This is a genomic window from Termitidicoccus mucosus (assembly GCF_038725785.1).
GTDB lineage: Bacteria > Verrucomicrobiota > Verrucomicrobiia > Opitutales > Opitutaceae > Termitidicoccus > Termitidicoccus mucosus.
In genome coordinates this window covers 3750764-3764972 of the sequence record NZ_CP109796.1, presented here as the reverse complement: position 1 = coordinate 3764972, position 14209 = coordinate 3750764, and the positions used below count along the sequence as shown (strand labels likewise).

11 protein-coding genes are annotated in these 14209 nt (G+C 65.3%); 8 read left to right on the top strand and 3 right to left on the bottom strand.

Features of this window, described 5'->3' with window-relative positions:
- Nucleotides 1–44 precede the first annotated feature (44 nt).
- A complete protein-coding gene (locus OH491_RS13080; RefSeq protein WP_084442332.1) occupies nucleotides 45–1244 on the top strand; it encodes a ferrochelatase in 1200 nt (399 codons plus the stop codon).
- 296 nt (nucleotides 1245–1540) lie between these two features.
- Here OH491_RS13080 and OH491_RS13075 read toward each other — a convergent pair whose 3' ends face one another.
- Together OH491_RS13075 and OH491_RS13070 are read right to left on the bottom strand one after the other, a co-directional pair.
- Nucleotides 1541–2239 (bottom strand): DNA alkylation repair protein, encoded by a 699-nt coding sequence (locus OH491_RS13075; protein WP_068770870.1) that lies wholly within the window; start codon nucleotides 2237–2239, stop codon nucleotides 1541–1543.
- Nucleotides 2240–2277: 38 nt separating this feature from the next.
- Nucleotides 2278–2622 (bottom strand): hypothetical protein, encoded by a 345-nt coding sequence (locus tag OH491_RS13070; RefSeq protein ID WP_145928850.1) that lies wholly within the window; start codon nucleotides 2620–2622, stop codon nucleotides 2278–2280.
- A gap of 240 nt (nucleotides 2623–2862) precedes the next feature.
- Between OH491_RS13070 and OH491_RS13065 the strand changes: the two genes are divergently transcribed.
- Complete coding sequence (locus OH491_RS13065) at nucleotides 2863–3615, top strand: Nif3-like dinuclear metal center hexameric protein (RefSeq protein ID WP_068770872.1); 753 nt, start codon at nucleotides 2863–2865, stop codon at nucleotides 3613–3615.
- Between the two features lie 170 nt (nucleotides 3616–3785).
- On the top strand, nucleotides 3786–4214 hold the full coding sequence (gene aroQ / locus OH491_RS13060) for a type II 3-dehydroquinate dehydratase (RefSeq protein ID WP_068770873.1): 429 nt from the start codon (nucleotides 3786–3788) through the stop codon (nucleotides 4212–4214).
- Nucleotides 4215–4247: 33 nt separating this feature from the next.
- On the opposite strand, the gene OH491_RS13055 is transcribed toward aroQ, so the two are convergent.
- The gene (locus OH491_RS13055) at nucleotides 4248–5018 is read right to left on the bottom strand and encodes an IclR family transcriptional regulator (protein WP_068770874.1); all 771 of its coding nucleotides are present in this window, start codon (nucleotides 5016–5018) and stop codon (nucleotides 4248–4250) included.
- Between the two features lie 172 nt (nucleotides 5019–5190).
- Between OH491_RS13055 and OH491_RS13050 the strand changes: the two genes are divergently transcribed.
- From OH491_RS13050 to OH491_RS13030, 5 genes are read left to right on the top strand one after another with little or no spacing between them, the layout of a single operon-like run.
- Nucleotides 5191–6612, top strand: a complete 1422-nt coding sequence (locus tag OH491_RS13050) for an FAD-dependent oxidoreductase (RefSeq protein WP_334319396.1) — start codon at nucleotides 5191–5193, stop codon at nucleotides 6610–6612.
- On the top strand, nucleotides 6609–7700 hold the full coding sequence (locus OH491_RS13045; protein WP_068770875.1) for a hypothetical protein: 1092 nt from the start codon (nucleotides 6609–6611) through the stop codon (nucleotides 7698–7700). The genes OH491_RS13050 and OH491_RS13045 overlap by 4 nt, the downstream gene beginning before the upstream one ends.
- Nucleotides 7701–7719: 19 nt before the next feature.
- The gene (locus tag OH491_RS13040; RefSeq protein ID WP_068770876.1) at nucleotides 7720–10203 is read left to right on the top strand and encodes a glycosyl hydrolase family 65 protein; all 2484 of its coding nucleotides are present in this window, start codon (nucleotides 7720–7722) and stop codon (nucleotides 10201–10203) included.
- 11 nt (nucleotides 10204–10214) lie between these two features.
- Nucleotides 10215–10883: a beta-phosphoglucomutase gene (pgmB, locus tag OH491_RS13035; RefSeq protein WP_334319397.1), complete on the top strand. Its 669-nt coding sequence runs from the start codon at nucleotides 10215–10217 to the stop codon at nucleotides 10881–10883.
- Between the two features lie 20 nt (nucleotides 10884–10903).
- Nucleotides 10904–14185, top strand: a complete 3282-nt coding sequence (locus OH491_RS13030; RefSeq protein ID WP_068770877.1) for a beta-galactosidase — start codon at nucleotides 10904–10906, stop codon at nucleotides 14183–14185.
- The last annotated feature ends 24 nt before the right edge of the window (nucleotides 14186–14209 follow it).

Here is a 14209-nt window from a genome sequence, read left to right as displayed (position 1 = left end):
ATCCATTGACTTCCGGGGGCAACCGCGCCGAGAATCCCGGCTCCATGCCCAAGCGCGCCGTTCTTCTCGTCAACCTCGGCTCCCCCGACTCCACCAGCGTGCCCGACGTGCGCCGCTACCTGAGCGAATTTCTGGGCGATCCGCGCGTCATCGACAAACCGGACAACCGGCTGCTGCGCTCGTTTCTGGTCAACCAGATCATCATCCGCAAGCGCGTCGAAAACTCGGCCCACGCCTACTCCACCATCTGGACGCCGGAAGGCTCGCCGCTCATCGTCACCTCGCGCTCCGTGCGCGACAAGCTCGCCGCGCGCCTGGCCGCCGCCGCGGAAGGCGCAGGGGACAAAAACCATTCCGCTGGAGGGACGACCTCCGTGTCGTCCGGTTCTGAGAGGACGGAGAGGAAAGAAAAAGAGGAAAGAACTGCGCAGGGCGGAGAAACGCCCGTGTATCTGGCGATGCGCTACGGGGAGCCGTCCATCGCGTCGGTGGTCGCGCAACTCGCCGCCGACGGCGTGGAGCACGCGCTGCTTTTCCCGCAGTATCCGCACTACGCCATGTCGTCGTGGGAGACGGTGGTGGCCGAGGTTTACGAGCAGGCCGCGCGCCTCGCGCCGGAGCTGCGCGTGGACTGCGTGCAGCCTTTCTATAACGACGCCGATTACATCGACGCGCTGGTGGCGTCCGCGCGTCCCGCGCTCGCGCAGCCGCACGACCTCCTGCTTTTCAGCTATCACGGCATCCCCGAGCGCCACCTGCGCAAGGCCGACACCTCGCGCGCGCACTGCACCCTCGTGCGCGGCTGCTGCGAGATCGACTCGCCCGTGCACGGCACCTGCTACAAGGCGCAATGCCTCCGCACCACGCAGGCTTTCGTGCGCCGCGCCGCGCTCGCCGCCGGGCGCTACTCGGTGTCCTTCCAATCGCGGCTCGTGGGCGAGCCCTGGCTCTCGCCCTTCACCGACGAGACCCTCGCGCGCCTGCCGTCCGCCGGCGTGAAGCGCCTGCTCGTGATGTCGCCGGCGTTCGTGACCGACTGCCTTGAGACCCTGGAGGAAATCGCCATCGCGGGCCGGAAGACCTTCCTGGATGCGGGCGGCGAATCTTATTATCAAATCCCCTGCCTCAACGACCAGCCGATGTATATAGACTTCCTCGAAGCCCGCGTGCGCCGCTGGCTCGCCGGCGAGGCGCCCTCCGCCACCCAGGCCCGCGAGCGCGCAGCGCTGCTGGCGGAAGCGTGAAAAGCTTGGGATATATGTGAGGGGCTTTGCCGGTGAAGGTATCCATTGAGCGTGATTTCAGGTTCGCGCGGCAGCGCGCGTAGCGCAGGCATCCTGCCTGCCGTCCTGATGTGATCGCGCGAAGCGCGGCATTTATTAGGGGAAAGAGAGAAAGTCGGCGTCGCTTCGCGCCTTCGGTTTCGACGGCAGGCAGGGATGCCTGCGCTACGCGCGCTGCCGCGCGAAGCAGTAATCACGCTAAACAGACACGCGAGCCGACCCTGCCAGTTGAGACAGAATAAACGAAAGGCAATCTATTATCTTCTCATATAATGCGCCCTCTCCTCCGCGCTGAATTTTTCCAAGGAATAGCGGAGCATGGTGCGCGGCATTTCTCCGCGATGGCGGTCGAGAAAGCCGCAAAGTTTGTTTTTATCTTTTTTCCCCGCTTCGCGAAGCATCCAGCCGACGGCCTTGTGCATCAAGTCGTGCCTGTGCCGCAATAATTTTTGGGACAGGGCAAATATATCATCGAGATCACCCCGCCTGATAAAGGCGAATGTGGCAAGTATGGCTATGCGCTGGTCCCATAACAGTTCGCTTTTCGCCAGCTTGTATAAAATGGCCCTGTCCTTGTCCACGAGATATTCTCCCACTATGTCCTTGGCGCTGAGGTCGACCAAATCCCAGTTGTTGATCCAACGGGTGGAAGACAGATAAAATTCATAAATTTCCTTTCTTTCCGACTCCTTTGCCTTCTTGAACCTTTCCACCAAGATCAATAACGCACACAGGCGGCATTCGTGGTATTCACTGTGCAGAAGTTTGATGATCTCGGCATGCGATATATCCTTGTGGCTTTTGGCCACCTTGCGGGTATCCGGCACCACCACTCCGATAAACTTGTCCCCTTCTCCATACTGGCCTTTCCCCGTCTTGAAGAAGCGGGGCAGGAACTCTTTTTTCTCCGGAGTGGAGAGCGCTTCAAGTTCTTTCTGTATGTCTTTTGCCGTCACGGGATCAATATTACGCCGTCCCTTTAAACTGCCCCTGCCTACTGGTTCAACGCGTTCTTCTTTGGCGAGGACAGCGATTCCTCGACCCGCTTCACAACACCGCACGCGATCCACAGCATGCCTGTCATCGTCAGTGCCGCCACAATGGGCATGCTGATAGGATGCAAAGTTACAGGCTTGTCCGTGGCCCGAATCGTCAGGTCTTTTCTTTCTAACGATTCGATGGCAGCAATAACGTCCGATGTCGTGCCATCGGTTCGCACTGTGATCTGCTTCTTTCCGACGGGAGCGAGGCCGGACCCCCAGGATGCCAAAAATGTGGGAATCGAAAATACAATACCGAGTATAATACAACCAATGAATCGGGCAATATAGCGGTGCATGGTGATATTCTTGCCGGACTGTGTTATCAGGCTAAACCGGCCTTGGCCGGGCAGGAGGTTTTCATGCACAAGGCATTTAATCTATCTTCATGTTTGTCAATAGGATGTTCTCACAGATTTGGCCTTTGAGTCCGGCTTTTATGAGAAATGCGAGGCTCTCGCGGTTTTCGCCTCGCGATGTGCCGCATGCCCCGACGGCTTCGCGGTTGACCGAAGAGCGGCGCGGGGCGAGGGTAGGGCATGGCTTCGCTTCAGGAATTGGTTGACTATTGCGACACACGCACGCGGCGCGCGGCGTTCAAGGACGCGCCGGGGGCGTTCAACGGGTTGCAGGTCGCGAACGACGGGCGCGTGACCAAGGTCGGCGCGATCGTGGACTCGGGCGTGGCACCGTTTCGCAAGGCGGTCGCGGCGGGCGTGGATTTTCTGGTCGCGCACCACGGGATGTTCTGGGACATGCCGCGTCCGATCACCGGGCCGGTTTACGGGCGGGTGAGCACGCTGGTGCTTGGAAATTGCGCGCTGTATTCGTGCCATCTGCCGCTCGACGCGCACCCGGAGATCGGCAACAACGCCCTGCTCGCCCGCCAACTCGGGCTCGCGCCGGACGAGCCGTTTCTCGTGCGCGACGGCGAGCCGGTGGGCTGGGTGGCGGCGTGGGCGGACACGCGGGCGGCGCTGCGGTCGCGGCTGGAATCGCTCTACGCGCGCGTGGTGCCGGTGGAATGCGGGCCGGAGCGGCCGGGCAAGGTGGCGTTTTGCAGCGGGAGCGGCAACAGCGCCATCCCCGGGATGCTGGCGGTGGGCGTGACGACGCTGGTGACGGGCGAACTGCGCGAGGAGTGGTTCAACGTGGCGCAGGAATCGGGGTTGAACGTGTATTTGTGCGGCCACTACGCGACCGAGACCCACGGCGTGCGCGCGCTCGCGGCGGAACTGGCGGAAAAATTCGGACTGCCATGGGAGTTCATCGCCACGGAGAATCCGCTCTGAAAAACAGGTTTGCATTTTAATCGCGGAAGCGCGGAAAAAACGAAAACGCGGAACCTGTTTTGCCATGATTGCCCGCCATTAAATTCAGCCTTTCCGCGCTTCCGCGATTAAATCAAATTTTTCAAACCGCCCTTAAACATCACCCTCACCCTCAACTTAAACTATATTCCATGAAAACCATCGGCATCCTCAACGGCCCCAATCTCGACCGGCTCGGCAAACGCGAGCCGGAGATTTACGGCGCGACCACGCTGGCGCAACTGGAGGAGCGGCTGCGCGCGGAGTTCGACGGCGCGGCGCGGCTGGAGTTTTTCCAATCGAACCACGAGGGGGCGTTGATTGACCGGATCGCGGCGCTGGCGGACGCAAAGGCGGACGGCCTCGTCGTGAATTTCGGCGCGCTCACGCACACGAGCGTGGGCTTGCGGGACGCGCTGCTGGGCGCGCACCTGCCGACGGTGGAGGTGCACATTTCGAATATCTACAAGCGCGAGGAATTCCGCCACAAGTCGCTCACCGCGCCGGCGTGCGTCGGCATGGTGACCGGCCTGGGCTTGGAGGGATATTTCGCGGCGCTGCGGTTTTTGCTGAAGCAGTAAGGCTGACGCGTCGCGCAGTCCGGCGATTTGCGCTCACCGTTTCACGGCCAGCACGCGGCCGAGGCGGTCGGCGAGGGCGAGGACGGATTGCTCGAGTTCGTGCTGGTCGCGATGCAGATAGGCATCGTGGCGGAGCAGGATCGCGACGGCGAGGCGCGGCGGGTTGACGAGCGGCTCGCGCACCACGGCGGCAACCGACACGTGATCGACGCTGGTTTCGCGGATGTTCCAGGCGAAGCCGGCCTCGCGCGCCTGGCGGAGCTGCGCATAGAAGCGTTCGGGCGAAAGGTTGGTGCAGGGCGTGACCGCCTCGTCGTCCTCGCGCGGTGCGTAGGCGGGCCACGAGGATTCGGGCATTTGCGCGACGAGGATCTTGCCCGGCGACGAGGCGTGTATGGGGCTGTTCATGCCGAGGCGCAGGGTGTTGCCCTCGTCGCCGGCGGCGCACACCACGTAGGCATTGCGCCCGCCGAGCATGTCGATATACACGCTGGCGTCGAGCGTCGCGGCCGCTTTGCGCAGTGCGGTGTCGAGGCTCATGTTGCGCGCGAAATGGGCGGCGATCTCGTGCACGAAGGCAAAGATCCCCGCGTCCACGCCGTAGCGGTGATTGCGCGGATTTTGCTGGAGAAAACCGATCTGGCAGAGGGTCTTCAGCAGGCGGTGCAGCGAAGATTTCGGCATGCCGAGATCGGCGGCGATCTGCGTGACGCCGAGCGCATAGCCGCGCTGGAGCAGCAGGCGCACGACGGCGATGCCTTGGGTCAGCGGGGTCTCGGTTCGTTCTTGCCGGGGCGGGCTCATTTTGCGGGCAACTGAATCCGAGGCGGGTGCGGCGAGGCAATCTTTATTCGCCCCGCCCTGTTCCGCGGGGTTGCAACTCAAAGTGATGTCACCGCCGGAATCTTTCCTCTTTCTCCCTGCTCGTGCCTGACGAAAGATAAAGAGGAAAGAAGAAAGAGGGAGTGACACAACTTTGAGTTACACCCGTTCCGCGGGTGGAATCCAGCCGCGCATCGCGCGGCGTCCCGGCTGGTTGTTTTCCCGCGGCGTGGTTGAGCATGTCGTCATGCAAGCGAAACCCTGCGATTTTACCACCCCGTGTCTGGTCGTCGGCGGCGGCCCCGCCGGTTATGGCGCGGCGCTCGCCGCGAGCAGGGCGGGGTGCAAGGTCCTCCTCGTCGAACATCACGGCTACCTTGGCGGCATGGGCGCGGCTGCAAACCTGAGCTGCTATCTGAACTATCGCGGCGGCGGCGAGGACTTGAGCGAGGCGGCTTATCGCGGACTCATCGGACGGCTGCGCGCGGCGGGGCTTTCCTATCACGTCGGCTACGCGCACGCGGACTACATCGACCCGGAGTTCACCAAAACACTCATGGAGGAAACGCTCCTCCGCGCGGGCGTGACGCTGCTTTATCATTGTCTGCTGGATCGCGTGGCACGCGCGGACGACGGTGCATGGCGGGTCGAGTTCGTGGCGAAAAACGCGCGCATCCGCGTGCGTGCCGATTATGTGATCGATGCCACCGGCGACGCCGATGTGTGCGCCTCCGCGGGCGCGCAGACCACGCACGGCCGCAACAGCGACGGACGCGCCCAGCCGATGTCGATGGTGGTGCAACTGGCGGGATTCGACCCGCGCGCGTGGGCGGATGCCGGCCTGCCCATCGAGGCCGGGCGCTACGCGGTCAAGTGCGACTGTTTCGGCGCGGAAGCCTCCCGCGCCCGCGCCGCCGGCGAATGGACCATCCCGCGAGAAAACATCGCCATGCTCTGGGCCGCGCCCGGCGACCCGACCCGCGTCACCATCAATGGCACGCGCATCAACGGGCTCAGCGCGTGCGACCCGCTCGATGTCACGCGCGCCGAGATCGAGGGCCGCCGTCAGGCCGGCGAGTTGGCGCGCTTTTTCCGCAACCACATCCCCGGCTTCGCCGATGCGCATCTGGCGCAGACCGGCCCGCAAATCGGCGTGCGCGAGAGCCGCCGCATCGTCGGGCGCGCCGTGCTCACCGAGGACGACGTACGCGCGAGCCGCATGCCGAACGACACGATTACGCGCTGCGCCTATCCGATCGACGTGCACAGCCCGGACAGCGCGGCGACGCAGTTCGAGTCGATGCCGTCCGGCCATGTTTACGGCATTCCGTGGGGCTGCCTGCTTCCTGCCAATCTGGAAAACATCGCCGCCGCCGGCCGCTGCATCAGCGCCACGCACGAGGCGGCGGGGAGTTTCCGCGTGATGCCGACCTGCATGGGCCTCGGCGAGGCCGCCGGCACGGGGGCGGCGCTCGCCGCGCAGGCGAAGATTCCGCTCTCAACCGTATCATCCGGTTCAATACGCGCGGCGATGGATAAACAACTCCGCGCCCTGCCCGCGCTCTCCCGCCCATGAAAGCCAAGACCCTCCAGGAGGTCGATCTCTCCTCCGTCATCGCCGTCAATGACCAGTGGTGGCGCGGCGAGCTTGGCCGTCCGGTTTTTAACATCGTTTGCACCGGCGCCGAGCCCACGCTGCCGGTATCAAGACTGGAGCCGCGGTCGTTCATCCCCGAGTATCCGCGCGATGCTGCCCCGGCGGACATCATTGACGCGGAGTATTTCAAGCTCTCCTCCCGCCGCTACATCGGGGACGGATTTCCGCTGCAATGGATGAACTTCGGCCCCGGCGTGCTGGCGGCCCTGGTCGGCGGCACGGGCCATGCGGGGAAGGACACGGTTTGGTTCGAGCCGGGGCAATTCGCCGGCCTGCCGCTGTCCGGAATGCGCATTGTCTTCGACCCGCGGAGCGACTGGGCGCTCTGGTTGACGGAACTTTACCACGAGCAACTATCGCGCTTGGACAAGCAGCCGCTGATTCCCGGCATGACCGACTTGGGCGGCGTGCTCGACATCCTGGCGACCCTGCGCAACTCCGAGGCGCTGATGCTCGACCTGCTCGACGACCCCGCCGAAGTCAAACGGCTGACCGGAGAGGAGCAGGCCGCGCGCGCGGTCGCGTATGATCATTTCGACACGATGATCCGCGCCCGGGCGCTGGTTTCAAGTTGCTGGGCCGGCCTGCTCTCGTCCGGGACTTGTGACATGTTGCAGTCGGATTTTTCCTACATGATTTCACCGGCGATGTTTTGCGAGTTCGTCCGTCCGCGCCTTGAGGAAAATTGCGTGCGGCTCGCGCATCCTTTCTATCATCTGGACGGCAAGGGTGAGTTGCCGCACCTGCCGCATTTGCTGACCATCCCCAACTTACGCGGCATTCAGTGGGTGCCCGGCACGGGCCAGCCGCCGCAATCGGAATGGCCGGAAGTGTTCGAGGCTGTCGAGTCCGCCGGGCTGAAAATGCAACTGCTAGGCTCGCTGGATTCGTGCGAGGCGGTCCTGCGTCGGCTGAAGAACCCGTCGCTGGCGCATGTATGGCTGGAAATCCGTCCGCATGAGCTTGAGCGCGCTTGCCGCCTGGTTGCGGAGTTTGGCGGTTCATGAATCCCGTGGGAGCATCATCATGACCGCGATAAAAGAAAGCTTCCGTCAGCACCCCGCACCGCCGTCCGCCAGCCGCGGCTGGATGGTGGAGGACACCGCGTTTGACCCGGCGGCCATCGAGAAGAACGGCTGCAAGTTCATGATCGGAAACGGGCGCGCCGGTGTGCGCGGCACGCTGGAGGAATTTTCCAGGCGGCAGCTCGCCGCCTGCACGCTGGCGGGGCTCTACGACCAGGTCCCGGGGAAATGGCGCGAGCCGGTCAACGCCCCGAATCCCTTCTTCGTGCGCGTGTGGCTCGACGGCGAACTGCTGTCGCCGGAGTCGCGCGCGCCGTCCGCGCACCGCCAGCGGCTCGACTTGCGCGCGGCGCTGCACTCGCGTGAAACGGTGTTCCGCCTGGATGACGGCTGCGAAGTGACGCTGCGGGCGGAACGTTTCCTGAGCGCGGCCGACACGCATATCGGCGCGTTGCGTTTCGCGGTGAGCACATCGGGCGGCTGCCGGCTCGTCATCGAGGCGGGCATCGACGGCGACGTGTGGGATTTGAACGGCCCCCATTTGCGGGATTTCGCCGAGTCTGAACGCGGCGGCGTGATGCGGCTCGCCGCCCGCACGCAGGAACAGGGACGGGCGGTGGCCGTCGCGGCCGCGGTGGAGCCGGCGTTTGCCAAGGACGATTTGCGCGGCGACGAAATGATAGGGTGGCATGGGCGACTCGCCCATGCGGCGGCGCTCCGCGCCGCGAATGCCGAAGAACACGGGCGAGTCGCCCGTGCCACTCAATCCGCTGTCTCCGGCGACAGCGGGGCAATCGGCGCGCCCAGGATTCTTCGTCGCATGACGCTCGTCGCGCGGGCCGGCATTGAGTATTCATTTGTTCAATACATAGCGATTTTCGCGGACGACGGCGTGGATGGGGAAGGTCGCCCCGCGCCGTCCGCCGCGGATGCCGCGGCGGCGGCCTGCCGCGCGGCGCGGGCCGCCGGTTACGATGCGCTGCTTGCCGCGCACCGCGCGGTCTGGGCGGAGCGCTGGGCGCGCTCGGACGTGCAAATCGAGGGTGACGACGGGGCGCAACTGGCGCTTCGGCACAGCATCTACCAGCTCCTCATCATCGCGCCGGGGCACTCGGATCGCGTGTCGATTCCGGCGCGCGGGCTGTCGGGACAGGTTTACAAGGGCGGCGTGTTTTGGGACACGGAAATCTTCATGCTGCCGTTCTTCAACCACACGCAGCCCGAGACGGCGCGGCGGCTGCTCGCCTACCGGCGGCATACGCTCGACGGTGCGCGGCGCAAGGCGGCCGACCTCGGGTTTCGCGGCGCGTTCTACGCGTGGGAAAGCCAGGAGACGGGCGACGACGCCTGCACGTATTTCAACGTCACCGACGTGTTCACCGGCCGTCCGCTGCGCACATATTTCCGCGACAGGCAGGTGCACATCAGCGCCGATGTGGCGGTGGCGGTGTGGCGGCATTTCGAGCAGACGGGCGACCTCGGCTTCCTCGCCGGCACGGGCGCGGAGGTCGTGCTGGAGTGCGCGCGTTTTTTCCTTTCCCGCGCCTGCATCAATCCCGACACGCGCCGGTTTGAGCTGCGCGATGTCGTCGGTCCCGACGAATACCACGAGCGCGTGGACAACAACGCCTTCACCAATGCCATGGTCGCGGCCACGCTGCGCATCGCCCTCGACACGCTGGCGTTGCTGGCGGAGCACGCGCAGGCGGCCCGTGCGGAGCTGGTCGCGCGCCTCGACTACGGGGACGACGCGCGCCGGCTGGAGGAGATGGCGGCGGCGCTTTACCGTCCGCAGCCCGCGCCCGGCACCGGAATCATCGAGCAATTCGACGGCTACCGCCGGCTGGAGGACGCGAGCCTGGCCGAGGTGCGCGCCCGCGTCATCAAGCCGAACGAATACTGGGGCGCGACCCACGGCGTGGCGGCGAACACCAAGGTCATCAAGCAGGCCGACGTGGTGTTGATGACGCACCTGTTTCGCGACGAGTTTTCCGACGAGGTCAAGCGCGCCAACTGGGAGTATTACGAGCCGCGCACCGAGCACGGTTCCAGTCTCAGCCCGTGCGTTTACGCGCTCGTGGCGGCCGACATCGGCAAGACGGACTGGGCGTATCGCTACTTTCTCAAGACCGCGACCATCGACCTGACGGGCAACTCAAAACAATACGTCGGCCCGCTCTACATCGGCGGCACGCACCCGGCGGCGAACGGCGGCGCGTGGATGACCGCCGTGCTCGGCTTCGGCGGGCTGCGCATGGCGCGCGATTTCGTATCCGTAAATCCGATACTGCCGTCCGCATGGCGCGCCCTGGCGTTCCGTTTCTGCACGCGCGGCCAATGGTTCGCGGTGCGCGTCACGCGCGCCGCGATCACCGTGACGGCCGATGCGGCGAACACCGCGCCGGCGGCGTTTGAGCTGCACGGCGGCGCGCGCCGCGATTGCGCGCCGGGCGAGACCATCACCTCGGCCACGGCAACCGCGTGAATCTTCCAGCCATGATCAACGACCCGATGCTTCAGTCGCGCGGCGCCATTTTTGACCTCGACGGCGTGATCGTCGACACGGCCCGCTATCATTACCTTGCGTGGCGGCGGCTCGCATCCGAACTCGGCTTCGAGTTCAGCCTTGCGGACAACGAACGGCTCAAGGGCGTGAGCCGCGCCCGCTCGCTGGAGCTATTGCTGGAGGCCGGGGGGCTTTCCCTCGGCGTGGAAAAGAAGGCCGCGCTCGCGGAGAAAAAGAACCGCTGGTATGTCGAGTCCCTCGCGCGCATGGACGGAAGCGAGCTTCTGCCCGGCGCGCGCGACTATCTTCTGGCGCAACGCGCGGCCGGACGCCGCGTCGCGCTCGGATCGGCGAGCAAAAACGCCGGGATGATCCTGCAACGGCTGGGCATCGCCGGGTTGTTCGATGCGGTGATCGACGGCACCAGGGTGACCAACGCCAAGCCCGATCCCGAGGTCTTCCTTCTGGCTGCGCGGGAGCTGGCGCTGGCGCCGGCCGACTGCGTGGTGTTCGAGGACGCCGCCGCCGGCGTGGAGGCGGCCCGGCGCGCGGGCATGCGCGTGGTGGGCATCGGAGACGCGGCGATTTTGCGCGATGCGGATCTCGTGGTCTCCGGCCTCGACCGGCTGCTGCCCGCCGCCTCCGTTCCGACAGCCTGAAAACTTTCCCAATAAAATCCATGACGACCTCAAAACACCCGCTACCGTTTGCCTGCATGCCCAGCCTGAGATTTTTCGTGATCGTGCTCGCCGCGTTTGCCCTCCCGGCGGCGACCGCCGCGTCCGACCCGCTCGAAAACTCGTCCGCGTATTCGCTGCTGCGCAACGCCGATGGCAGCCCGCGCGAAGGCGCGTATCCGATGGGCTTCGTGCGCGGTCGTCCGGAGCAGGTGGTGCAGCTCGGTTACAACCAGGCGCAGGACACCGCGATGTTTGACTCGGTTGTGAAAGGGCTGCCGTATCCAGGACCGTCCGCGTATCTCCAGTCGCGGTTGGGCCTTCAGCATTACAGCATGGCGCTGCCGGCCGACAGCCTGGCGGGACTGTTCAGCGCGGCGTTGAGAAACGGCGCGACGCAGACCGGGCCGGTGAAGGGCATCGGGCCGCTGCGCCTGGCCATCGGCCCGGATGGCAAACCCTACGCGCACCCGAGCGAGAGGACGCGCGATCTCCCGAAGATCATCGACCTTTGCGATGTTTTCGACCCGAACACCCGCCTGTTTCTCAAGCAATATGTCACCGAGCATGTGAAGTCCCGCGCCGGCTCGCCGATCGACAACAGCGTCGTGCGCTGGGGGCTCGACAACGAGTGGGAGGCGCGCCCGAATCATTCGCCCGGAGCCAAAAAACTCTTTGTCGAGTGGCTGAAGCGCGCCTACGGCGGCGACATTGCCGCGCTCAACGAGGCGTGGGGCGGCACGACATTCAAGAAATTCGACGCCAGGCTCGCCGCGCACACGCCCGATGTGGACGAATACGCGAAGAATCCGGGACTGTTTCTCGACTGGTGCGAGTTTCAGGCCGGGTTTTTCACCCACGTGATGGCCGAGCAAATGGCGGCGATGCGCGAGGCCGATCCGCGCAAGCGCGGCGTGGTGCACAAGAGCACGCAGATCACCCTTGAAGTGCCCGACTGCGCCCGCATGCGCATGATGGACCACGGAAGTTTCGCCGAGGCCGTGCGTCCCTACGGCGGCGGGCTCTATGGCATCGACATGTATGGCGCTGGCGACCGGCAGGCCTATGAGGCGAACTACATTTATAACTGCATCCGCCCCGCCGACCGCGCGCCCGGCTTCGGCGTGATGCTTTGCGAAAACAACAACCACGGCGGCCCCGGTCACCAGTTTGCCGCCACCGAGTGGCGGCTGCTGGCCAACGGCGTGAAGGGCATGATGTATTTCACGCCTGGATACATCGGCGCGCCGAAAAAGGACGACTTCAACACCTTCGCGTTCATTGACCCCGTGACGGGGCGGCCGAAGGACAAGCTCTTCTACGCCGCGCGCTGGGCGGGCGCGGTGCACCGCAGCGAAAAGTTCTGGACCGACGCCGTCCCCGCGCCCGGCCTGCCGCGCATCGCCATGCTCGTGCCGAAGCGCGACATCCTGCTTTCGGAGCGGTCGGACCGGAACAAAAACGAGGGCCGTTTCTCCTATCCGCGCAATCACCGCTGGATGGTTTTCCGCTGGCTGCGCGAACAGGGTTACTGGGTGGACGTGCTGCCCTACGAGAAGCTCCGGGACGATTATCTCGCGGCCTACGACGCGCTCGTGCTCGTAGGCGCGGAGCATCTCGCGCCCCGCGAATGCGAGGCCATCGCGCGCTTCACCGCCTCGGGCCGCGTGCTCGTCGCCGACACGATGCCCGGCTACTTTGACCAGCACCACCGCAAGCTCAACGCCTTCGCCAAGCCGATGGGCGTCGAGGTGACGCGTTTGCCTGCGCCGGGCGAAATCGGCTTTGAACTCGATGGCCGCCGGGTCGCCGCAAAGACCCCCGTCAGCATTACCGTGAGTGACGCCGAGGTGCTGGCGAAGGACGAGAAAGGCGCGCCGCTCGCGCTCCTGAAAACCTTCCACGACGGCCGCATCCTGCTGCTGCCTTTCGAACTCGGCTCCCTTGTCCACGACCGGAAGGCCGACGCGCTCGCATCCACGCAGTCCGTGGCCGCCCCCACCGCCGGCAGCGAGCACTACGCGGCGTTCCCCGGCGAGTTCGACATCGGCGCGTGGCTCGGCGGCCTGCTCGCGCGCGCCGGCGTGAAGCCGGCCACGGCGGTTGTTTCCGGCGGCGGCGATGCCACGCGCATCATTCGCATCGAGCAGCCGTATGTTGACGCGGCGGGAAACATTGCCGTCGTCGTGGCCGATCGCGCGCAACTTGACCCGCAGGAAAAAATCCCCGCGGGTGAGATCGAGTTGCCGCTTCCCGATGGCGCATGGGAAAGCGCGCTCTGGGCGGCGGCAGAGGACGCCGGGCTGCATCCGGTGAAAGTGAGGCGTGTCTCCGGCGCGTTGCACCGTGTGTCGCTGCCGGAGGTGGCGAGCGCCGGTGTGTTGTATTTTTTCCGAAAGCACGACCCGCTCATCGGCCTCTCGCGCATCGAGACCGGCGCGGTATCGGCGGACGGCCAGACCGCGAAGGTCGCGCCCGGCGCGACGTTTGCCGTGAGCGCCACGCTCTTCAACACCACCGGCGCCACGCTCCCCGAGGGCGGACTGCGCCTGCTTGCGCCCGCGGGCTGGACGATTTCCGGGAGCAATGCCGCCACGCCCGCGCTCGCCCCCGGAGCGTCCGCCGAGGCGAGCTTCACCATCACGGCGGAACCCGACGGCAGGCGCATGGCGCCCGATTGGATTTATCCCCTCGTCGCGCGCTGGAATACCGCCGGCGAAGACCGCGCGATCGCCGCGACCTGGGTCGAGGGCGCGCCTGTCCCCGCGGACATCCCGCTGCTGCTGACCGACAATGCGCGCTACCCCGACGATTATCCGTATAAAAAGAAAACCGGCGCGACCTACCGCTACACCGATCCGTCGTGGGCCGCCGCCGATCCCATCAGCAAGGCCGGCCGCACCAAACCCGGCGAGGCGCTGACGGGCGGTTTCGGCAGCATCGGCGGCGAGCGCAACAGTTTCAACCGGGGCGACTACGTGAAGACATTCTACGCGCGCTACCCGTCGCGGCAAGTCGAGGTGGTGTTTGACCTGCGGGACGCGCATGCCCTCCGCCGCCTGAACATCGTCGCCGGCCCCGAGCCTGTCCAGCCGCGCGAAGTGCGCGTGCTCACGAGCGAGGATGGCGGCTCGTTCGCGCTGCAAAAGACCATCGCGTGGACCGCGAACGAAATGGAGCTCATCGCCGGCCTCGACGACGTGCGCGCCCGCCACGTGAAGCTCGTCGTCGAATGGCCCGCCGCCGGCGGCACGCTCGACGAGGTGGAGATATGGGGGCGCTAGGCGTTCCATTGGCGGAACTCACAT